This is a genomic window from Streptomyces sp. VNUA24 (assembly GCF_029167005.1).
GTDB classification, from domain to species: domain Bacteria; phylum Actinomycetota; class Actinomycetes; order Streptomycetales; family Streptomycetaceae; genus Streptomyces; species Streptomyces scabiei.
On sequence record NZ_CP119143.1, the window covers coordinates 9,539,856 to 9,560,761 of the forward strand.

Sequence of the window (20,906 nt, forward strand, 5' to 3'; positions counted from 1 at the left end):
GGGGGAGAGGGGAGCGCCGGGGCGGGGCGCGAGATGCTCCCACGGCGGTCCTACTGGTGGGTGCCGCCGTCGACGCGGATCTCGGTGCCGGTGATGAAGGCGCCGTCGTCGGAGACCAGCATGGCCACGACGCCGGCGACGGCGTCGGGCGAACCGAAGCCCTCCCCCAGGACGGGCGTGAGCTTGGTGAAGAGGTTCCAGTCGGTGTCCTCGGGGACGAGCGAGAAGATGTTCTCGGTGATGCCGCTGGAGATGCTGCCCGGGTTGATGTTCACCGCGCGCAGACCCTGCTTGGCGTACTCCTGGGCGATGCTGTGGGTGAAGGACAGGATCCCGCCCTTGCTCGCGGAGTACGCGGCCATGAACGGGTGGGCGAACTGGGCCGAGGTGGAGCTGAAGTTGACCACCACACCCTGGCCCGTCTCCAGGAGTGCGGGCAGTGCCGCCCGGGTCACCAGGAAGGTGCCGGTGAGGTTCACGGCGATGACGCGGTTCCACAGCTCCAGGGGGCAGGCGTGGGTATGGGCTCCGCGCAGCATGCCGGCCACGTTGACCAGGGCGTCGAGGCCGCCGAGTCCGGCGACGGCGTCCGCCACGACGCCGCCCACCGCGTTCTCGTCGGACACGTCGAGGACGGCCGTCCGGAGCCGGTCACCGGTTCCCGCTTCGGTGGCGAGTGCGGCCGTCTCCGCGAGGCCGTCCTCGGCGACGTCGGTCGCGACGACGCGGGCTCCCTCGGAAAGCAGGCGGAGGGTGGTGGCGCGGCCGATGCCGGAAGCGGATCCGGTGACGAGTATGCGGCGGCTGACCAGACGTTCCATGGGCTTACCTCTTGGTTCTTCCGTGGGGGCGCGCAGTGCAGCGCGCGCACGCAGGGGGGTCGTTCCCGAGGAGAGGGGCGACGTGTCGTGTCCCGCGCCGCGTCCTGCGGCCGGGCACCTGCGGCGAAGACGTGGTCGGTCGGGCGCGACGAAACGGAGAAGGGCGCCGGGGACCGACTCTAGGCTTGAAAAGCGAATGACGCTAGGTATTGGGCGCCGCGGATGTCCTCGGGCACGGTGGATGTGCCAGAACCGCGGAGAGGTCGCCGAGAAGCGCGCCGCAGGAACCGCGCGGCACATCCCGGGACGGTGCGCGGCGGTTCGGACGTGGTGGTGGGTGGGTGGGGTGAAGGTGGGGTGCGAAGGCTCAGGCGTGGTCGGGGACGGGCGCCGCGGACGCCTGTCCCCCGGTCTCGCCCGACCAGGCCAGGCACATCCGGTTGAACGCCTCGATCGTCTCCGCCATGTCGACACTCGGATCCAGCAGCCACTGCAGCTGGAGCCCGTCCGAGAGAGCCACCAGCATCCGCGCCATGTGTCGCGGCGCGACGTCCGGGCGGACCTGTCCTTCCTGCTGCGCCGTGCCCAGACCTTCCTCGATCCGGGCACTGAGGTCCGCGTAGCGCTGCTTGAAGAACGCGTGGGCCGGATGGTCCGGGTCCGACGCGGCGGCGGACAGGGTGACGAACAGGTCCACCAGGCCCGGCTGACGGGCATTGTGGGCGACGGTCCGGGCCACGGCCTCGCCCGGGGACGTCGCGTCGGCGACCGACTCCGTGTCCAGGGCGTCCCGTTCTGCCAGGACGGCCAGCAGCAGGTCCTCGCGAGAGTCGAAGTAGTGCAGCACGCCCGCCTGCGACATGCCCACGCGGTCGGCGATCTCCTTGAGCGACGATCCTCGCTCGCCGTGCTCGTTGAAGACCTCCAAGGCCGCTCGCAGGATCTGCCGTCGGCGTTCCAGCCCCTTGCGATAAGGGCCGCGGGACTTGCGTGGTGTGCTCACGCTCCGACCGTACTTCACCGTCCGTCAGCTCGGCAGGCCCGGGACTCGCAGGCGTTCAGGCTGGTCGTGCCACGTGAGTACTGAGCCTGGTGTCCAGGACCGAGCGTCCGACCCGGAGCACGTGCGGCCCGGATCGGGGGCCCCAGCCGCTTCCGGTCCAGCGTGCATGAGCCTGCGGGGGCACCTGGATGACGGCGACCGCGGCCGCGCCGGCCTCCGCCCCGATGGCGGTGAATCCGACCAGGCGGGCCGGTTCGGAGCCGTCGGCGGGTTCCAGATAGACCTGGACGATCTCGCGTCCGGCCCGTGAGCCGGTGTTGCGGACGTTGACGCGGACGGTGAGTCCGCGCGCCAGGTCTCCGGTGAGTACGAAGTCCTGGTAGTGCCAGGTCGTGTACGACAGCCCGTGGCCGAACGGGAAGAGCGGCGTCGTGCCGGACGCGGCGTAGGCCCGGTGCCCGATCAGTGTCCCTTCCGTGTAGTCGAGGACGCCGTCGACCGGCTGGGTCGACAGAACCGGAACGTCCTCCTCGACCGCCGGGAACGTGGTGGGCAGTCGCCCGCCCGGCTCGGTGCCGGTCAGGATGTCCGCGATCGCGTCGCCGCCCTCCTGGCCCGGGAACCACGACCACAGCAGCGCGGCCGGTCGTTCGGCCCACGGCATCAGGAAGGGCGAGCCGGCGTTGACGACCACGGCGGTACGGGGGTTCGCGGCGCAGACTCGTTCGACCAGCCGGTCCTGCAGGCCACGCAGGGTGAGTGAAGCGCGGTCGGCGTTCTCGGTCTCGGTGTCGGCGTCGCTGCCGATCATGAGAACGACGGCGTCCGCGTCCGCCGCGGCGTCTGCGGCCGCCTGCAGTTCTTCCTCGTCGCTGCCGCGCGGGACGTCGTAGCCGAGGCCCAGCAGGGTGATGGGGTGGGGGAGGTTGCGCTGCGGGCGCACCCGCACCAGGATGTCGGCCTCGCCCCGCACCGCGGGGAAGGCGAAGGTGTGCGACGGCGGGTTGAGCAGGAGTGCGGCGATGTCGTCGCCTTCCTGCAGTTCCTGGTGGGTCTGGGGCTCCTGGCCCGCCACGTGCAGGGTGAAGTGGCCGGTTCCCAGGACGGACAGGCGGTGCTCGCCGGACCCCGTCAGGATGAGCCGGGTCCGCAGCCACACTTCCTCGACACCCTCGCCGAGGACGACGGGGAACCACCAGGCCGAGGGGTCTTTGTGTTCGTCGGACATGAGGCTGCCGTCCGCCGAGCGGTACTCCAGGCGCACGCCTGGCGCGCCGCTCACGGGGTCGGTGGCCAGTCCTGCGTGGATCGGAGGCAGTTTGGCGTGCGGGAAGACGCCCGGGTGGACGGTGACCTCGACGTGCTCTCCGAGCGCGCGGCGCAGTCCTTCCGCGGGTGTCACGACATGCTCGGGTGTGACATGGGCGCTTCCGCCGCCTTGTGGTGCGAAACGGACCGCGTTGGGTCCGATGAGTGCGACCTTGCGGAGCGCGGCGGGAACCAGGGGCAGCAGGCCGTCGTTGCGCAGCAGGACCGACCCGCGTACGGCGAGGTCGCGGATGCGTGCGCGTATGTCCCCGGGCACCGCCTCCGCCGGCGGCGCGTCGACACCGTCGAGGGCGCCGGTGCGTGCCGCGAGCCGCAGGACCCGCCGTGCCTTGTCGTCGACCACGGACTCGGGTACGCGGCCCTGTTCCACGGCGGCGATCAGTGCGTCGCCCCAGGGGCCGTCCGGTCCCGGCATCACCAGGTCGAGGCCGGCCAGGGCGGAGGCATCGAGGGACCGCGCGGCCTGCCAGTCGGAGACGACGACGCCGTCGAACCCCCATTCCTCCTTCAGCAGGCCGGTGAGGAGTTCGGCGTTCTCGGTCATCGTCGTGCCGCCCACCGAGTTGTAGGCCGCCATCACCACCCAGGCGTCCGCCTCGCGCACCGTCGCCTCGAAGGGCGGCAGGTATGTCTCACGCAGGGTCGTCCCGTCGATCCGGACGTCGTACGTCATGCGTTCGGTCTCGGAGTCGTTGCCGACGAAGTGCTTGACGGTGGCGGCGACACCGGTCGACTGCACCCCCTTGACGAAGCCGGCGGCGATGCGTGCGGTGAGGTGGGGGTCCTCGGAGTAGCACTCGAAGTGCCGGCCGCCGAGGGGCGAGCGGTGGAGGTTGACGGTGGGGGCGAGGAGGACGTGGATGCCCATCTCGCGGGCCTTCAGTCCCATCAGCCGCCCGGCCTCGCGGGCCAGGTCCTCGTCCCAGGCGGCGGCCAGCGAGGTGGGGCTGGGGAAGAGCAGTGCGGCGGGAGCGTCGCCGCCGAACGTGGTGCCACGGGGGCCGACGGGCCCGTCGGACAGGGCGAGACAAGCGAGGCCGGCGGCGACGACCGGTGTCAGGGTCCAGGCGTCGCCGCCGGTGAGCAGGGTCACCTTCTCCTTCAGAGACATGGCGTCGAGGCGCCGGGTGAGATCCGCTTCGTCGACCGACTGCCGACGGGCCATGGGATTTCCTTTCGGTGGTGGGGGTCCGGTCCGCCGGGGCGGACCGGACAGGGAGCACGGTCAGGAGTGGCTCGGGGCCTCGCCCGCGGTCACGTCCTCGGCGCGCTTCAGCCGGGGGATCAGGGCCACGGCCAGAAGTCCCGCCGCCGCGAGACCGGCGCCGAGGAGCATGGCGTTCTTGTAACCGGTGTCCAGGTAGAAGCGGGTGCCCTGGACGACACGGCTGTCCTGGGCGAGGACCACGTAGACGAGTTGCGTGATCACCGTGAGGACCACGCCCTGCATGAGGTTCTGCAGGCCGTTGGCGGTGGCCTGCTCCTCGGGGCGGACCGTCTGGATGATGAGCACGGGTATCGACGCGACGATCATGCCCATGGCGAACGCGGAGATGGGTCCCAGGATCATCAGCTGGAAGGTCGTGTAGTGCCAGCTGTGCGACAGCACGAAGCCGAGGCAGGCGAGTGCGGCGCCCAGGCCCAGCGGGACGCGTGCGTCGAGCTTGCGCAGCAGCGCGCCGGTGCCGAAGCCGACGAGGAGGATGAGGATGCTGGAGGGGATGCCGATGACCGCGAAGTGGGTGGCGGTCATGCCCAGGCCGTCCGACACCGTGGGGATCTTGGGGAAGAGGACCAGCAGTTGCGTGATGACGCCGGTGCCGAAGATGGTTCCGGCGATGAGGGAGGTCGCGACCATGACGCTCCACACCGGGCGGCGGGACATCATCGCGAGGTCGAACAGCGGGTTGGCGGACTTCTTCTCGCTGACGACGAAGAGGATCACCGCCAGAACACCACCGAGGACGAACCCCAGCGTCCCGGCCTCCGTCCAGCCCCACTCCCCGCCCTTGCCCACGCCGTAGATGATCGACGCCGCTCCGGCGCCCAGGAGCAGCCCGGACAGCCAGTTGAACCTGGTGTTGCTCACCCGGTGGGGTGTCTCGGGCACGACGGTGAGCAGGAGCACCAGCCCTACGGCCGTGGCGATGGTCAGCGCCCACAGGACGCCACGGAAGCCGAAGGAATCCAGCAGCCACCCTGTGAGGAAGGGGCCTCCCAGGGCCACGAACGCGATGCCGCTGCCGATGAACCCGCTGGCGGTGCCGACCTGCTGGGGAGGGAAGAGCTCACGGACGCTGGCGTAGGCCAGGGCGGCGATCGGCGCGTAGAAGCCGGCGACGGCGCGGCCGATCAGCAGCGTCTCGTAGTTGGTGGCGAGTGCGGCGACGATGTCGCCGACCAGGCCGAGCACGGTGATGGCGATCATCGTGTTGCGCTTGCCGTACAGGTCGGCCGCCTTGACGACGAAGGGCAGGATGACCGTGCCGACCAGCGCGTTGATGAGGATGAACCAGCCGATCTCCGTCGTGTGGAAGTGCAGGGCGACGGATGCCTGGGCGTTGCCTCCCAGAAGGCCGCTCAGCGACAGCAGCTGGGTCGGCCACATCAGGGCCACCGCTGTCAGTGCCAGACGCGCACCGAGACCTGAGGGCCGGGCAGCGGTCGAGGACGCCGGAGCGGTGGGCGGGGGCGCGGAGGGTGTGGTGGATGAAGACACGGCAGTGTGGCCTCTCGTCAAGGGCGGTCCGCGCGGCTCGGCGGACTGCGGGAGGGTGACGGCACCGGCCCGCTCATGCGGAGCGGTCGGGGTGCGTCGAGCGGTGGTGAGCGGCTGTCGAGCACGAGGCGCAGCCGCGGGGCGCGGCGGCGACGTCGGTGGGGAACCCGGACGGAGCCGAAGAGTGTGGCCTGCGGCGGCGGGGCGGATGCCGAGGCGATGAGTTGGAACCTTTCAGATCCGTGGCGGCCACGGCGGAAGCCATGGCCTGAACCGTCAACCCTCCCCTGTGACTGACTTGCTGGTCACCGGTGGTGGGGAGCGACGGAGAGGGCGGCTTCCTCCTGCACGTGAACGCGTGTGATCGGGATGCGACGGAAGTTCACACGGCGAAAACCTAGTGACATTCGGGTTTCATGGCTAGGGTTTCAGCCACAGAGTTTTCGAGCCCCCTCCCGACTGCGGGCCTGGGCGCGGCTCATGGAATGAATCGATTCACAGAAGTGGGGAACCCTTCATGATCCAGGCAGACCGCACCCATGCCGTCAGCGTTTCCGAGGTCCGTTTCGAGCATGTGCGTGAACCCCTCGGCCTGGGCACCGCCACCCCCCGCCTGTCCTGGACCACGCTCACCGGCACCGCCGGTTGGCGCCAGACGGCCTACGAGGTGGAGCTCACCGGACGGGACGGATCGGAGCCGGCCGTGCTGCGGATCGCATCGGACGATTCCGTCCTCGTCCCCTGGCCCTTCGCACCGCTGACGGCCCGCGACCGAGCCACCGTCCGTGTCCGCGTCACCGGGACCGACGGCGAGAAGTCCTCCTGGAGCGAGCCTGCGACCGTCGAGGCGGGCCTGCTCGCTCCCGACGACTGGTCGGCCGCCTTCATCACTCCCGACGGGGAGGAGGACGCGCAGCTCGACCAGCCCTCCCCGCTCCTGCGCCACGAGTTCGACCTGCGCGGCCCCGTGCGTTCGGCCCGCCTCTACGCCACCGCGCTCGGTGTGTACGAGGCCGAGCTGAACGGCAGCCGGGTCGGCGACCACGTCCTCGCACCCGGGTGGACGGCGTACGACAAGCGTCTGCGGTACCAGACCTTCGACGTCACCGGCCTGCTGCGTCCTGGCCGCAACGCCCTCGGCGCGACGCTCGCGGACGGCTGGTTCCGCGGCCGTATCGGCTTCGACGGCAAGACCCGGGCCGTCTACGGCGACCGCCTCGCCTTCCTCGCGCAGCTGGAGGTGGCCTACGAGGACGGCACCACCGAGCGGGTCGTGACCGACGGCTCATGGCGGGCGGCAACCGGCCCCGTCGTCTCCGCCGGCCTGTACGACGGCGAGGCGTACGACGCACGGCTGGAACGGTACGGCTGGTCGGAACCCGGATACGACGACGCCGACTGGCGCGGAGTCCGCACCCTCGGGCGTGACCTCGCCACACTGGTCGCACCCGACGCACCACCGGTACGCCGTATCGAGGAGATCGCTCCGGTCTCCGTCACCACGACGCCGTCCGGCGGGACACTCCTCGACTTCGGCCAGAACCTCGTGGGACGGCTGCGCGTGACGGTGACCGGCGAGCCGGGCCGGCACCTGGTGCTGCGCCACGCCGAGGTCCTGGAGAACGGCGACCTGTGCACCCGGCCGCTGCGCACCGCCGCCGCGACGGACACCTACACCCTGCGCGGCGAGGGCACCGAAGTCTTCGAGCCCCGCTTCACCTTCCACGGCTTCCGCTACGCCGAGATCACCGGCGCGCCCGACGGCTTCGACGCCGCCACCGCGGTGAAGGCCGTCGTCCTCCACTCCGACCTCGCCCGCACCGGCACGTTCAGCTGCTCCGACGATCTCGTCGACCGTCTGCACGAGAACGTCGTCTGGGGCATGCGCGGCAACTTCCTCGACCTGCCCACCGACTGCCCTCAGCGCGACGAACGTCTCGGCTGGACGGGCGACATCCAGGTCTTCTCGCCGACCGCCTCCTACCTCCACGACAGCGCCGGCTTCCTCTCCTCCTGGCTGGCGGACCTCGCCGCCGAGCAGGGCGAGGACGGCGTCGTCCCCTTCGTCGTGCCCAAGGTCGTTCCCGGAGCCGACTCCGCCACCGCGGCCTGGGGCGACGCGGCGGTCATGGTGCCGTGGGTGCTGTACGAACGCTACGGCGACATCGGGGTACTGGCGGCGCAGTACGACTCGATGCGCGCCTGGGTGGACCACGTGGCCGGCCTCGCGGGCGAGTCCCGACTGTGGGACAGCGGCTTCCAGTTCGGCGACTGGCTCGACCCGACGGCCCCGGCCGGACGCCCGGACGCCGCGGCCACCCCGGGAGAGCTCGTGGCCACGGCCTACTTCGCCCGCTCCACCGACCTTCTCGCCCGCTCCGCGGAGATCCTCGGCAGGACCGCCGACGCCGAGCGCTACCACACGCTGGCGTCCGAGATCCGGGCCGCGTTCCAGAAGGAGTACGTCACCGGCGCCGGCCGGATGATGGCCGACGCCCCCACCGCCTACGCCCTCGCCCTCTGCTTCGACCTGCTGCCCACAGCCGACCAGCGCGTCCACGCCGGAAACCGGCTCGCCCAACTGGTGCGGGGCAGCGGTCACAAGATCGCCACCGGCTTCGTCGGCACCCCACTGATCTGCGACGCCCTGACCGACACCGGACACGCCGACACCGCGTACCGGCTGCTGCTCCAGCGCGAATGCCCGTCCTGGCTCTACCCGGTCACCATGGGCGCCACCACGATCTGGGAGCGCTGGGACAGCATGCTGCCCGACGGCACGGTCAACCCGAGCGGCATGACCTCCTTCAACCACTACGCGCTGGGCGCCGTCGCCGACTGGCTGCACCGCACGGTCGCGGGCCTGGCCCCCGCCGCCCCCGGCTACCGGCGTCTGCGCATCGCGCCCGTGCCGGGAGGCGGGCTCAGCCACGCGGAGGCAGGGCTGCGCACGCCGTACGGCGACGCGGCCGTCTCCTGGTCCCTGTCCGGCGGCGAGCTGACCGTCGAAGCCCTCGTGCCGCCGAACACTTCCGCCGATGTGCTCCTGCCCGGCCGGGAGGAGCAGCGGGTGGGCTCGGGACGGCACACCTGGACGGTGTCCCTCGCGACGGACGACACTGCGCGAGCGCCGCTGTCCCTGGACATGGACATGGACGTACTGATGGACCGCGAGGACGGGATGCGCGCCTTCAAGGACCTGCTCATCGCGTATGTCCCGGAGGCCGCGGCCTTCATCGAGGACGGCGCTTCCTCGGCTCCCTCCGGCACCACGGTGCGTTCCGTCGCGAGGATGCTGCCCAACGGCGACCGGTTCCTGGTGGACCTGGAGGAGAAGTTCGCCTCCCTGGAGGCCGCCGGTTCCTGAGCACCGCCTCTGTTGTCCCGCACCCGCACCACCTCCAAGGAGTACGCGTGTCCACACCCGTTGGTACGAGCAGTCGTTCACGCCGGCTGCGCATGAGGCTCGTCGGACACGTCCTGCGCAGGCTCCCCGCGCCGGTACTGGAGGCCGTCCTGCGTCGCGGGGCGCAGGACGGAAAGTCCGTGCTACCGCCGTTCGGCGAGTTCGTGGCCCTCCTGGAAGGGCTGGGACCGGCCGCGGATCGCGTCATGGCCCAGCAGAGCCCGATCGATCCGGTCGCACTTTTTCCGGAGCTGGCGACGGTGACGGTTCGTCACCTGTGCCTCGGCCCGGCGGGAGTACCGGCCCGGGTGTACCGCCATCCGGACAAGCGGGTCACTTCGGCACTGGTCTGGGTCCACGGCGGCGCCTACGTCAGCGGCAGCCTCGACATGCACGAGTCCCACTGGGTGGGCCTCGCCCTCGCCGCCCGGGGCATTCCGGTGCTCGCCCTCGACTACCGCAAGGCCCTGCACGGTGTGCGCTATCCGGTGCCCCGCGACGACGTCCTGGCGGGCTGGCACTGGGCCGTCGAGAACAGCACCGACGTCCTCGGCGCCACGGCCGACGCGCTCCACCTCGGTGGCGCGAGCGCCGGCGGCAACCTGGTCGCCTCCGCCACCCGGTATCTCTGCGACCAGAAGCAGCCTTCCCCGCGCACACTGATCCTGGCCTACGCCTCCTTGCACAGCGGAATCCCCGACTGGGACCCCGCAGAGCTGGCCGCCATACGGAGGGCCACCGACGGCACCTGCTTCGAACCGCACTGGCTGACGGAGAAGAACCTCCACTACGCCGGCCCGGACCATATGAACGACCCTGCAGCCTTCGCCGGGCTGGGAGACCCGCTCCCCGGCCATCCCCCCACCTTCTTCCTGGACTGCGAGAACGACACGGTGCGACCGTCGGCGGAACTCTTCGCCCGCCAGTTGACCGACGCCGGCGTGCCGTGTGGGCGCCATCTGCTCACCGGTGCGTCACACGGCTCACTGGACAGACCCGCGGCCGCGGACGGCCAGGAATCACTTGAGGCGCTGGCCAAGTGGATCGAGGCTCGTGCGTGAGCCGGTGAGTCGGTGAGTCGGTGAGCCGGCGGGGCCCGTCCGGCGGTCGAGCCCGTCCTGGTCGTCGCCGTCGCGTCGACGGACACCCACCGTGACCCAGGACGAGCTGATCCTCAACTGGGTGTCCGACCCTTTGTTCGGCACATACGAAGAGAGACCCACGCTCGCTGCTCGCGGGTCAGGCTCCGTCGCGGTCGGTGTCGGTCACCCGTACAGCGGTGGCGGGACAGGGGAGCCGGTCGCCCCCGTGGGTGCCGGTCGTGCCGGTCACGAATTCTTGGCGTCGATCTCGGAGATGAGACCCTCGATGAGGGTCTTGATCTCGTCGCGGATGGGGCGGACGGCGTCGACGCCCTGGCCGGCGGGGTCGTCGAGCTGCCAGTCCAGGTAGGTCTTGCCGGGGAAGTACGGGCAGGCGTCCCCGCATCCCATCGTGATGACGTAGTCCGATGCCCGGGCGGCCTCGGGGGTGAGGAGCTTGGGGGTCTGGTCGGAGATGTCGATGCCGAGTTCGGCCATCGCGGCCACGGCGGAGGGGTTGATCCTGTCGCCGGGCAGGGAGCCGGCGGAGCGAACCTCGACGCGGTCACCGGCGAGGTGGCGCAGGAACCCGGCGGCCATCTGGGAGCGGCCGGCGTTGTGGATGCAGACGAACAGCACGGACGCGAGCGGGCTGGCGGACATCGTTCTTCCTTCACGGCGGACGGGCTGCGGCAGGCCGTCGGATCGCGGCGTGATTCAGCCCAGGCTGGTATCAGCCTTGAGTGATGTGACAGTATCAGCGGATGATGACGTCAGTCGACACTGATCTGATCCGGGTTCTGGCCGACCCGCTCAGGCTGCGGATCGTGACCCTCCTCGCCCGCGAGACGCTGTGCACCACCCACCTCGTGGAGGAGACGGGGGCGAAGCAGACGAACCTGTCCAACCATCTGAAGGTGCTGCGTGAGGCCGGGGTCGTCGAGACGGAGCCGTGCGGGAGGTACATCTACTACCGCCTGCGCCCGGACGTCATCGAAACGCTCGCTGGTCAGTTCACCGGCCTCGCCCGAACCGCCCGCGCCACCGCCGAAGCGAACCTCAAACGGTCCTGCCTCTAGCCCGCGCCCGCGACGTTCCGTCCGCCCCCGAGCGGGAGGCCCCCACCGCCGCACCGGGCGAGAGTCCACGTACCTCCAGCACGAGCGTCCGCCCGACGTGCCGCGCGGACGCGCCCAACGCCGCACCTTCTCCCACGGAGTTCCGTCAGAAGGGCCCCGGCCTTCCGCCCTCTGTCTCACCTGTCCGAGGAGAATCCCGTCGTGACCGCCACAGAAACCGCAGCGAGTGACGCCGTGGCCGCCGATCCGTCGCCGCAGCCCGCACCGGGCGCGACCCCGCCCCGAAAGCCCTTGGCCGCCCGCGCGGCCGCGGAGCTGGTCGGGACCGCCGCCCTGGTGACGGTCGTGGTCGGCTCCGGTATCCAGGCCACCGGGCTGACGGACGACGTCGCCCTGCAACTGCTGGCCAACTCCACCGCCACCGTCTTCGGCCTCGGTGTCCTGATCGCTCTGCTCGGCCCGGTCTCCGGCGCCCATTTCAACCCGGTCGTCAGCCTTGCCGAGTGGTGGACCGCCCGCCGCGGCGGAGCCGGGGTCACCCTGCGCGAGCTGGCCGTGTATGTGCCCGCCCAGATCGTCGGTGCGATCTCGGGCGCGATCCTCGCCGATGCGATGTTCGGGGAGCCGCTGGTGACGTGGTCCACCCATGACCGCTCCGCGGGCAACCTGCTCCTCGGTGAGGTGGTGGCCACTTCGGGCCTGATCCTGCTGATCTTCGGGCTGGCCCGTACGGATCGGCTGCGGTTCGCGCCCGTCGCGGTCGCCTCCTACATCGGCGCCGCGTACTGGTTCACCTCCTCCACGTCCTTCGCCAACCCGGCGGTCACCATCGGCCGTGCGTTCACCGACACCTTCGCCGGCATCGCTCCCTCCTCGGTGGTCGCGTTCATCGGCATGCAACTGATCGGTGCCGTCGTGGGCCTGGCGCTGGTCGCCCTGATCTTCATGGACGACGGGCACGACAAGGGGGTCGAGGGGTCGTCCGCGGGCTGACGCGGCACGCGGGGGTGGGGGTGATCGGTGATGCCTTGCGGGCGCGCACCGTCGTCGGTGCGACCTGTACCTGGGCGCGGCCCTTCCTTCCCGCGAGGGTAGCCGCCTCATCTGCCGCGCCTCCGGCACCCGGATCGCCGCCTGCCTCACCGGCCGTGCGACCGGCCGTGCGCGGGTGACGCGGGCGATGCGCCGGCCGGTGCGCTACCTCGCCGACGGCTCGGAGGGGGCACCGGTGGCGTCGCCCGCGTCGATCCCGGCCCGATGGGTCGCCGGCGCCTGCCCGGCGTGCCCGCGTGGCGGCGCCGCTGTCCGGCCCCCGCTCACACGGCTGCCTCGGCGGTGCCGGACAGCAGGGCGCCCATGGTGGCGAGGACGGCGGGCTCGACCCGGTAGTACACCCACGTTCCGCGCCGCTCCGAGGACAGCAGCCCGGCCTCCTTCAGCTTCTTGAGGTGGTGGGAGACGGTGGGTTGGGAGACGCCGACGTCGGAGATGTCGCATACGCAGGCTTCTCCGCCCTCGTGGGACGCGACGGCGGAGAACAGGCGCAGCCGGACCGGGTCGCCGAGGGCCTTGAACATCTTCGCCGCGATCTCGGCCTCGTCCGCGGACATGGGGCGCTCGTTCAGGGGAGGGCAGCACGGGGCGACGTCCTCGGGCTCCAGGAGCGGCAGAACCTTCGCATTCGACATGCGTCTATGTTGACACATGTCAAATCAGGCCGGTAGGGCGGGCGCGGTGGACGGGGGTGCCGGCCTCGGTCCCGCCGGGAGGCGGGGTATGCGCAGCCAGCGGCCCTGGCCGGTCGCCGCCGATGGCCTCCTTGTCGCCGCGCTCGACGGGTGTCCTCCTGAATTCGACGAATGTCTATGTTGACGTTCATCGAATCAGGTGTCATGCTGGCGCACCAGTACATCGACATTCATCAAAACACCGGAGGCGGGCCTGGCCTGCCGTGCCGCGCAGGCGAAGCGCGAAGCCGTCGCCACCGGCGCCGGCCGCTGCTGACCACCCGAGCCCACCCCGTCTGCCCCGCCCGCCCGTCCGACGTACGAAGAACCCGGAGACACGTCATGAGCGAGACCACCACCGACCTGCCCGTCGTCGTGATCGGGGCCGGCCCCGCCGGCCTGGCCGCCGCCGCCCACCTCCACGAGCGCGGCCTGGACTTCCTCGTCCTCGAAGCGGGCCCGCACGCCGGAACGGCCACGCGTGAGTGGGCGCACGTACGCCTGTTCTCCACCTGGGAGGAAGTCGTCGACCCGGCCGCCGGGAAGCTCCTCGCACAGGCCGGCTGGACCCGGCCCGACCCTGCCACGTACCCCACCGGCGGGGACTGGGCCGCCCTCTACCTGCAGCCCCTCGCCGACACCCTGGGCGACCGCGTCCGCTACCGGGCCCGCGTCACCGGTGTCTCCCGTGCGGGCCGGGACCGGATCGTCGACGCCGACCGCGACACCCAGCCCTTCACCGTCCACATCGAGACCACCGACGGACGCGAACAGCGCCTGTTCGCCCGCGCGGTCGTCGACGCCTCCGGCACCTGGTCCACCCCGGGCCCCGCCGGCGCCGGCGGCCTCGCGGCCCTGGGGGAGGCGGCTGCCGCGGACCGGGTCACCTACCGCGTCCCCGACCTGAAGGACCCGGCCGTCCGTGCCCGGTACGCGGGCAAGCGCACGGCCGTGATCGGCTCCGGCGCCTCCGCGTTCACCGCCCTCGCCTACCTCGCCGACCTGGCCATGACGGACGGAGGCACCGGCACGCACGCCACCTGGATTCTGCGCCGAGGGATCTCCGGCTCCACCTTCGGCGGCGGCGAAGCCGACCAGCTGCCCGCCCGCGGAGCCCTCGGCCTCGCCGCGAAAGCCGCCGTCGACGGCGGCTACGCGGACGCCGTCACGGGCTTCCGCACCGACGCCTTCGAGCGGGACGGTGACGGCCGCCTGGTCCTGGTCGGTGAGGACGGCCGCCGCCTGGAGGCGGTGGACGAGGTCATCGTGCTCACCGGCTTCCGCCCCGACCTGACGTTCCTCGGTGAACTCCGCCTCGGCCTCGACGAGCGCCTGCAGGCCCCGCTCGACCTCGCTCCGCTGATCGACCCCAACCAGCACTCCTGCGGCACGGTCCCTCCCCACGGTCAGGCGGAGCTCTCCCACCCCGAGAAGGATGTCTACCTCGTCGGCATGAAGTCCTACGGCCGCGCCCCGACCTTCCTGGCCATGACCGGCTACGAGCAGGTCCGCTCGATCGCCGCCCACCTCGCCGGTGACCGCGAGGCCGCCGAGCGCGTCGAACTCACCCTCCCCGAAACCGGCGTGTGCGGCGGCGCCGGCCTCTTCGACCAGCCGGAGACCGCCGGACAGAGCGGCGGCGGATGCTGCGCGGCACCGGCCCCCCTCACCATCGGCGCTCCCGCCGCCGCGGTCTCCTCCGGCGGCTGCTGACGGTGCCGAACACCGAGGCCGGCGTGGCCGCGACCGGGACGGGGGTCCGGCCGCGGCCACGCGCCGTGCTGCCCGCCCTGTGCGCCACGCAGATCACCAGCTGGGGCGTCCTCTACTACGCCTTCCCCGTCCTCAACCCCGCCATCACCGAGAGCACCGGCTGGCCCGGCGGTGCCACCACGGCCGCGTTCTCCGCCGCGCTCATCGTCTCGGCCGTCGTCGGCATCCACGTGGGCCGCGTGCTGGACCGCCGAGGCCCCCGCACGGTCATGACGGCCGGATCCGTCCTGGGCCCGCTCAGCCTGCTCGTCGTGGCCACCGCCCCCGACCTCACGGTCTTCACCGCTGGATGGCTGCTGGCCGGGGCGGCGATGGCCGCCACGTTCTACCCGCCCGCCTTCGCCGCCCTCACCCGTTGGTGGGCTCCCGACCACGTCCGGGCCCTGACCGTCGTCACCCTCGCCGGCGGACTCGCCTCCACCGTGTTCGCACCCCTGACCGCCGTCCTCGCCGGCCACTACTCCTGGCGCACCACCTACGCCGTCCTCGCCGCGATCCTCGCCGTTCTGACCATCCCCACCCATGCCCTGGCTCTCCGCGCGCCCTGGCCGCCGGCTCCCGACGCCGGCCCGCACCGCCCGGCCGAGGGGCCGGACCCGGCCCTGCGCAGCCGGGCGTTCTGGATGCTGGCGGCGACCTTCACCCTCTCCGCGTTCGCGATGTACGCCGTCGTCATCACCCTCGTCCCTCTCCTCCTCGCACGCGGCTACACCACCACCCAAGCCGCCTGGGCCCTCGGGCTGGGAGGCGCGGGACAGACCCTCGGCCGCACCCTCTACGCCGCCCTCGCCCGCCACACCGGCACCGTCGCCCGCACCACCACCCTCGTCGGCCTCGGCGGACTCACCACAGCCGCCCTCGCCCTCTTTCCCGGGCCCTACCCGCTGCTCGTCGCGCTGTCGGTGCTGGCCGGAGTCATCCGGGGCAACCTCACCCTCCTCCAGGCCACTGCCGTCACCGACCGCTGGGGCATCACCCACTACGGCCGCCTCTCCGGCCTCCTGGCCGCACCCGCCCACACCGCCGCCGCCCTCGCCCCCTTCGCCGGAACGCTCATCGCCGGCCCGCTCGGCGGCTATCCGGCCCTTTTCGCCGTACTCACCGCCCTCTCGGCCGCCGCCGCCATCACAGCCCTGGGCACCCGACCGCGGACACATGACGGCTGAGCGAGCACGGCGACCGGACTACGACCGGACTGTGTGGCGCACCGGAAAGACGGCGAACCCTGTGCGGTGCGCCAGCGTTCCCCACAGTCCCCGCGGCAGGTACAGCGACACCACGATGGCCGCCGCGCCCACCACGATCAGGTACCAGACACCGCTCTGCGCGAAGTACTTGTCGAGGAGGAAGTACGCGATCGCGCCGATGACCGGGCCTTCGATCGTGCCGATGCCACCGATGATCACCATGAAGACCATCAGAGCCGAGTACTGCACCCCGAAGATCTGCGTCGGCGACGCCACCCCCAGGCTGTTGACGCAGATCACCGCGCCGGCGGCGGCGCATCCGGCCGCGGCGGTGACGTAGATGATCCGCTTGCCGCGCGTGACGTTCACGCCGAGGGAACCGGCGGCCGTGTCGTCGTCGCGGATGGCCTGGAGGCTCAGACCGAGGCGGCTGCGCAGGACGGCGTAGGTGCCGAGCACGGCCGCGGCCATGACGGCGAGCGCCAGCCAGTAGGTGAAGGCCCGCCGCAGGACCGGATCGGCGGTGACGTCGGAGAGAGTGCGCCCGCTCGCCGCGCCCAGGGAGTCGAAACGGACCACGATCAGGCGGACGACCTCGGCGATCACCCAGGTGCCGACGGCGAAGTAGCCGCCGCGCAGCCGGAAGGCGAGGTACGACACCGGCCAGGCGAGCAGCGCCACCACGGCGGAGACGACGAGCGTGCCCGCGTAGACGTTCACGCCGTGGTCGTTGACGAGGAACAGGAGGTAGGCGCCCAGGCCGATGAACGCCTGCTGGCCCATCGACATCATGCCCGCGTAGCCCGCGAGCAGGTTCCACATGGAGGCCAGGGCCACCAGGTAGCAGAGCTTGACGAGTTGGGCCGTGACGCCGGATTCGACGACGTAGGGGAGGGCCGCCATCGTCAGGAGGACGACGGCGGTGCCCGTGAGGCCGAGGATCGTGGCCCGGCCGCCCCGGTGTACGGGCGGCAGTGCGGCGGTCGCCTCGGGGGCGGGGGCTGTCTGGACGGTCATGCGAGGACACTCCTGCCGAACAGGCCCTGCGGGCGGAACACCAGGACCAGGAGGAAGACCACGTGCCCCGCGAGCAGGGGAAGGTCGGGGGAGATCTGGGCGCCGACGGACTGGGCCACACCGAGCACCACGCCCCCGGCGAGCGTGCCCCACAGCGAGCCGAGACCGCCGATGATGACCGTCTCGAAGGCGAACAGGACGGTGAGCTGACCCTCGAAGGGGGTGACTCCGCCCTGCCGCATCGTGTACAGGACACCGGCCAGGGCCACCGTCGCGAAGGCGATGACCGAGGTCAGGGCGTACACGCGGCGGTTGTCGACGCCCAGCAGGCGGACCACCGCGCGGTCGTCGGACGTGGCCCGGACGATCCGGCCGGGCTGGGTGCGGTAGAGGAAGAGGTGGAGCGAGGAGAGGACCGCGACCGCTGCCACGACCGTGATCAGCGGGAACCAACCGATGGCCAGGCCACCGCCGAGGTCGATGCCGGCGGTGCCGAGCGAGCCGATGGGGAGGGGCTGCGCGTCGCTGCTGAACACCTGGACCAGGACGTTCGGGATGATCACCGAGATACCGAAGGTGACCAGCATCGGGGCGAGTTCGCCAATGCCCATCGCGCGGTCCAGCATGGTGCGTTGGACCAAGTAGCCGAGCCCGCCTACCGCGATCATCGATACGACGATGGTGACGGGGACCGGGACGCCGTAGTGGGTCGCTGTCACCGAGGCCACATAGCCGCCGAGGATCATCAGGTCCCCGTGGGCGAGGTTGGCGATGCGCATCACGCCGAAGACGAGGGACAGGCCCGCTGCGGCCATGGCGAAGATGCCGCCGAGCAGGACACCTTGCAGGATTGCGTTGAGCCAGGTCATGGGGTGTTCACCTCCGGGAGGGCGCCGGTGCCGAAGTACGCGGCGGTCACCTGGTCGCGGGTGAGTCCGGCCGCCGTGCCGGTCAGGACGATCCGGCCCTCCAGGACACACGCGATGCGGTCCGCCACGGCGAACGTGCGGCCCAGGTCCTGCTCGACCAGGATCACCGTCGCGCCCTGGGCGCGGATGCCGGGCAGCGCGGTGTAGAGCTGGTCCACGACGAGCGGGGCCAGGCCCAGGGAGACCTCGTCGAGGAGCAGCAGACGCGGATTGCCCATCAGCGCGCGGCCGATGGCGACGGCCTGCTGCTCACCGCCGGAGAGCCGGGCCGCCCTGCGGGTGCGGCGGTCGGCGACGAGCGGCATCGCCTCGTACACCTTGGCCAGGTTCCAGGGGCCCTTGCGCCCGGTGGCGGCGCCCACCTGGAGGTTCTCCTCGACGGTGAGCGACGGGAAGAGCCGGCGGCCCTCCGGGACCAGGCAGACGCCTTTGCGGGCCCGGAGGATGTCCGGCTCGGAGGTGATGTCCTCGTCCTCCAGGCCGATCGTGCCGCGGAAGGGCTTCAGGGCTCCCGCGATGGTTTTCAACAAGGTTGATTTTCCTGCGCCGTTGGCGCCGACCAGGGCGAGCAGTTCGCCCTCGGCCACGTCGAGGTCGATGCCGAACAGGGCCTGGAAGTCGCCGTATCCGGCGTCGACGGAGGCAACCCGCAGGAGCGGGCGCGTGCTTGTGCTCATGCCGCCGTGCCTCCCAGGTAGACCTCCGCGACCTCGTCGCTGGCCAGCACCTCGTGCGGGTCGCCGTCGACGCGGATCCGGCCGTAGGCCAGGCAGACGAGCCGGTCGACGACCTGGACCAGGGCCTTGACGACATGCTCGATCCACAGGATCGTCACGCCGGACTCCTTCAGGGACAGCACGGTGGCGACGAGTTCCTCCGCCTCGGCCTCGGTGAGCCCGCCCGCGATCTCGTCGAGGAGGAGCAGATCGGGGCCGGTGGCGAGCGCCCGTGCCAGCTCCAGCCGTTTGCGGCCGAGCAGGGGGAGGGTTCCTGCAGGCTTGTTGGCGAGGGGGAGCAGTCCGGCGGTCTCCAGTGCGCGCAGGGCCTGTTCGCGGGCGGGACCGCCACGCAGTCGCGCTCCCCGCTCCGCACCGACCAGGGCGTTCTCGAACACGGTCAGGTCGCCGAAGGGGCGCGGTATCTGGAAGGAGCGGCCGACGCCGAGCCGGCATCGTTCGGCAGCGGAGGTGCGGGTGACGTCACGGCCCGCCAGGCGCACGGTCCCGGCGGTCGCGCGCTCGACGCCCGAGATCGCGCTGAGCAGGGTGGACTTGCCCGCACCGTTCGGGCCGACGATGCCGACGGCCTGCCCTCGGGGGACGGTCAGCTCGACGTCCTCCAGGACCAGCAACTCACCGAAACGCACGGCGAGATGGTCCACTTCGAGCAGGGGAGTGGTCACAGGTCCGCCGCCTTGGCGTCGGGCTCGACCATCGGCAGCAGGCTGTTGCTGACGACCTTCAGGTCGTACCTGTCACCGCTGCCCTTGATCCACTGGGTGCCGACCATGGGGATGGTGGCGACGTTCTTGACCGGGTTGGCCGCACCGCCGCCCGTCCAGGAGAGGTGACCGAGGACGGTGTCGAGGCTGGTCTTCGCGATCTGGGCGGCGACGGCCTCGCGGTCCTTGGGGTTCGCGTTGCGCAGGACGTGGTTGGCCACCTCGAACAGCGCGTGGTTGGGGCCGAGCCCCTGGTTCCACGAACGGACCTTCGCCAGCGGCGACTTCTGGTAGTCGTCGGCGAGCGCCGTGGCGGTCTGACCGGTGAGCGTGGAGGTGAAGGGGAACTGCGGCACCCACCAGCTCGCCGTGCACAGCCCGTTGCCGAGGCCGTTCGGCAGGGAGGCCACCGTCGACTCGAAGAGGATGGCCTTGGAGATGGTGGCGACCCTGGGCTTGAAGTCCTGCTGTGCGGCCTGCGTCCAGAACGTCGAGAAGTCGGGCGGCGAGGGCACGCCGGCGAGGATCTCGACGCCCTCCTTCTTGAACGTCGCGATGATCGACGAGAAGTCCTTGGTACCGGGCTCGTAGGAACCCGGGTCGACGTACGTGAACCCCTTGGTCGAGGGCTGTGTGCGGTAACCGGTGGCCTTGTCCCGGAAGGCGTTGCCGTCGGAGTCGTTCGGCCACAGCACGCCGACCTTCCTGTTGGTGTCGTGCTGTCGCCACATGTCGGTCTCGACCCTGGTCAGGTGCTCAAGGCCGTCGAAGAAGTGGAACGTGTACGTGAAGGTCTTCTTCGGCGTGCCGCCACGCCCGAAGAACCATGCCTGCCAGGGCTCGATGGTCGAGACGCAGGGCACTCCCTCGCTCTCGCACTTCGCCGCCACCGGGTGGATCGTGTCCGGCGTCGCGGTGACGAGGACGAGGTCGACCTGCTCCTGGGAGATCAGCTCGTCCGCGATGGTGGCCGCCTGCTGCGGGTCCGAGCCGGTGTCCCGGTCCAGGATCTCCACGTCGTACTTCTTGCCGTCGGAGGTGATCCCCTTGGCGAAGAAGTCGCGGACCTGCTTGAGGATGTAGGCGTCGGACTCGGCGAAGGCCGCGTAGGCGCCGGTGCGCGGGCTGACGTAACCGATCTTGATGGTGTTGCCGGTCGAACTGCCCGAGCCCTTGAGGCCGGAGGAACAGGCGGACAGGATCGGCGTGGCCGCCACGGCGGTGGCTCCGAGGCCGATGAGGACGTTGCGGCGGGAGGGCTTCTTCGCGGGGTGTTCCATGGCGGGCTCCGGAGGGCCTTGAGCCGCAGGTCGGGGGCTGCGGCGGAGTGGTGGAAGTGGCCGCGAACGTAGGCCCGCCGTCCGTGCCTGGACAGGGCATGGATTCGATATGA

General features: G+C 71.2%; 17 protein-coding genes. 6 read left to right on the forward strand and 11 right to left on the reverse strand.

The features are described 5' to 3' along the window. Nucleotides 1–50: 50 nt before the first annotated feature. The 4 genes from PYR72_RS41075 to PYR72_RS41090 all read right to left on the reverse strand — a co-directional run bounded on the left by PYR72_RS41075 (nt 51) and on the right by PYR72_RS41090 (nt 5,761). Nucleotides 51–821 (reverse strand): SDR family NAD(P)-dependent oxidoreductase, encoded by a 771-nt coding sequence (locus PYR72_RS41075; RefSeq protein WP_275459992.1) that lies wholly within the window; start codon nt 819–821, stop codon nt 51–53. 367 nt (nt 822–1,188) lie between these two features. Continuing rightward, nucleotides 1,189–1,824 (reverse strand): TetR/AcrR family transcriptional regulator, encoded by a 636-nt coding sequence (locus PYR72_RS41080; protein ID WP_275459993.1) that lies wholly within the window; start codon nt 1,822–1,824, stop codon nt 1,189–1,191. 55 nt (nt 1,825–1,879) lie between these two features. Beyond that, nucleotides 1,880–4,318, reverse strand: a complete 2,439-nt coding sequence (locus PYR72_RS41085) for a glycoside hydrolase family 3 C-terminal domain-containing protein (protein WP_275459994.1) — start codon at nt 4,316–4,318, stop codon at nt 1,880–1,882. Between the two features lie 60 nt (nt 4,319–4,378). Then, on the reverse strand, nt 4,379–5,761 hold the full coding sequence (locus PYR72_RS41090; protein WP_275459995.1) for an MFS transporter: 1,383 nt from the start codon (nt 5,759–5,761) through the stop codon (nt 4,379–4,381). Between the two features lie 628 nt (nt 5,762–6,389). Between PYR72_RS41090 and PYR72_RS41095 the strand changes: the two genes are divergently transcribed. Together PYR72_RS41095 and PYR72_RS41100 are read left to right on the forward strand one after the other, a co-directional pair. Further along, nucleotides 6,390–9,239 (forward strand): alpha-L-rhamnosidase, encoded by a 2,850-nt coding sequence (locus tag PYR72_RS41095; RefSeq protein WP_275459996.1) that lies wholly within the window; start codon nt 6,390–6,392, stop codon nt 9,237–9,239. Nucleotides 9,240–9,286: 47 nt separating this feature from the next. Next, the gene (locus PYR72_RS41100) at nt 9,287–10,339 is read left to right on the forward strand and encodes an alpha/beta hydrolase (protein WP_275459997.1); all 1,053 of its coding nucleotides are present in this window, start codon (nt 9,287–9,289) and stop codon (nt 10,337–10,339) included. Between the two features lie 267 nt (nt 10,340–10,606). Here PYR72_RS41100 and PYR72_RS41105 read toward each other — a convergent pair whose 3' ends face one another. After that, the gene (locus tag PYR72_RS41105) at nt 10,607–11,023 is read right to left on the reverse strand and encodes an arsenate reductase ArsC (RefSeq protein WP_275459998.1); all 417 of its coding nucleotides are present in this window, start codon (nt 11,021–11,023) and stop codon (nt 10,607–10,609) included. A 101-nt stretch (nt 11,024–11,124) separates the two neighbouring features. On the opposite strand from PYR72_RS41105, the gene PYR72_RS41110 reads away from it, so the two are divergent. After that, nucleotides 11,125–11,439, forward strand: coding sequence for a metalloregulator ArsR/SmtB family transcription factor (locus PYR72_RS41110; RefSeq protein WP_275459999.1), 315 nt, complete (start codon nt 11,125–11,127; stop codon nt 11,437–11,439). Nucleotides 11,440–11,640: 201 nt separating this feature from the next. Continuing rightward, the gene (locus PYR72_RS41115) at nt 11,641–12,432 is read left to right on the forward strand and encodes an aquaporin (protein ID WP_275460000.1); all 792 of its coding nucleotides are present in this window, start codon (nt 11,641–11,643) and stop codon (nt 12,430–12,432) included. 323 nt (nt 12,433–12,755) lie between these two features. Here PYR72_RS41115 and PYR72_RS41120 read toward each other — a convergent pair whose 3' ends face one another. Continuing rightward, on the reverse strand, nt 12,756–13,127 hold the full coding sequence (locus PYR72_RS41120) for a metalloregulator ArsR/SmtB family transcription factor (RefSeq protein WP_275460001.1): 372 nt from the start codon (nt 13,125–13,127) through the stop codon (nt 12,756–12,758). Nucleotides 13,128–13,508: 381 nt separating this feature from the next. On the opposite strand from PYR72_RS41120, the gene PYR72_RS41125 reads away from it, so the two are divergent. Further along, nucleotides 13,509–14,879 carry an FAD-dependent oxidoreductase gene (locus tag PYR72_RS41125; RefSeq protein ID WP_275460002.1) on the forward strand — a complete coding sequence of 457 codons (1,371 nt, stop codon included), beginning with the start codon at nt 13,509–13,511 and terminating at the stop codon, nt 14,877–14,879. 2 nt (nt 14,880–14,881) lie between these two features. Continuing rightward, nucleotides 14,882–16,105, forward strand: a complete 1,224-nt coding sequence (locus PYR72_RS41130) for an MFS transporter (RefSeq protein WP_275460003.1) — start codon at nt 14,882–14,884, stop codon at nt 16,103–16,105. Between the two features lie 18 nt (nt 16,106–16,123). On the opposite strand, the gene PYR72_RS41135 is transcribed toward PYR72_RS41130, so the two are convergent. The 5 genes from PYR72_RS41135 to PYR72_RS41155 are packed head-to-tail and all read right to left on the reverse strand — an operon-like array spanning nt 16,124 to nt 20,793. Next, a complete protein-coding gene (locus PYR72_RS41135; RefSeq protein WP_275460004.1) occupies nt 16,124–17,143 on the reverse strand; it encodes a branched-chain amino acid ABC transporter permease in 1,020 nt (339 codons plus the stop codon). Further along, a complete protein-coding gene (locus PYR72_RS41140; protein WP_275460005.1) occupies nt 17,140–18,012 on the reverse strand; it encodes a branched-chain amino acid ABC transporter permease in 873 nt (290 codons plus the stop codon). The genes PYR72_RS41135 and PYR72_RS41140 overlap by 4 nt, the downstream gene beginning before the upstream one ends. Beyond that, nucleotides 18,009–18,749 carry an ABC transporter ATP-binding protein gene (locus PYR72_RS41145; protein WP_275460006.1) on the reverse strand — a complete coding sequence of 247 codons (741 nt, stop codon included), beginning with the start codon at nt 18,747–18,749 and terminating at the stop codon, nt 18,009–18,011. Before PYR72_RS41145 ends, PYR72_RS41140 begins: the two co-directional genes overlap by 4 nt. Next, nucleotides 18,746–19,474 carry an ABC transporter ATP-binding protein gene (locus PYR72_RS41150; protein WP_275460007.1) on the reverse strand — a complete coding sequence of 243 codons (729 nt, stop codon included), beginning with the start codon at nt 19,472–19,474 and terminating at the stop codon, nt 18,746–18,748. Before PYR72_RS41150 ends, PYR72_RS41145 begins: the two co-directional genes overlap by 4 nt. Continuing rightward, a complete protein-coding gene (locus PYR72_RS41155; RefSeq protein WP_275460008.1) occupies nt 19,471–20,793 on the reverse strand; it encodes an ABC transporter substrate-binding protein in 1,323 nt (440 codons plus the stop codon). Before PYR72_RS41155 ends, PYR72_RS41150 begins: the two co-directional genes overlap by 4 nt. Between the last annotated feature and the right edge of the window lie 113 nt (nt 20,794–20,906).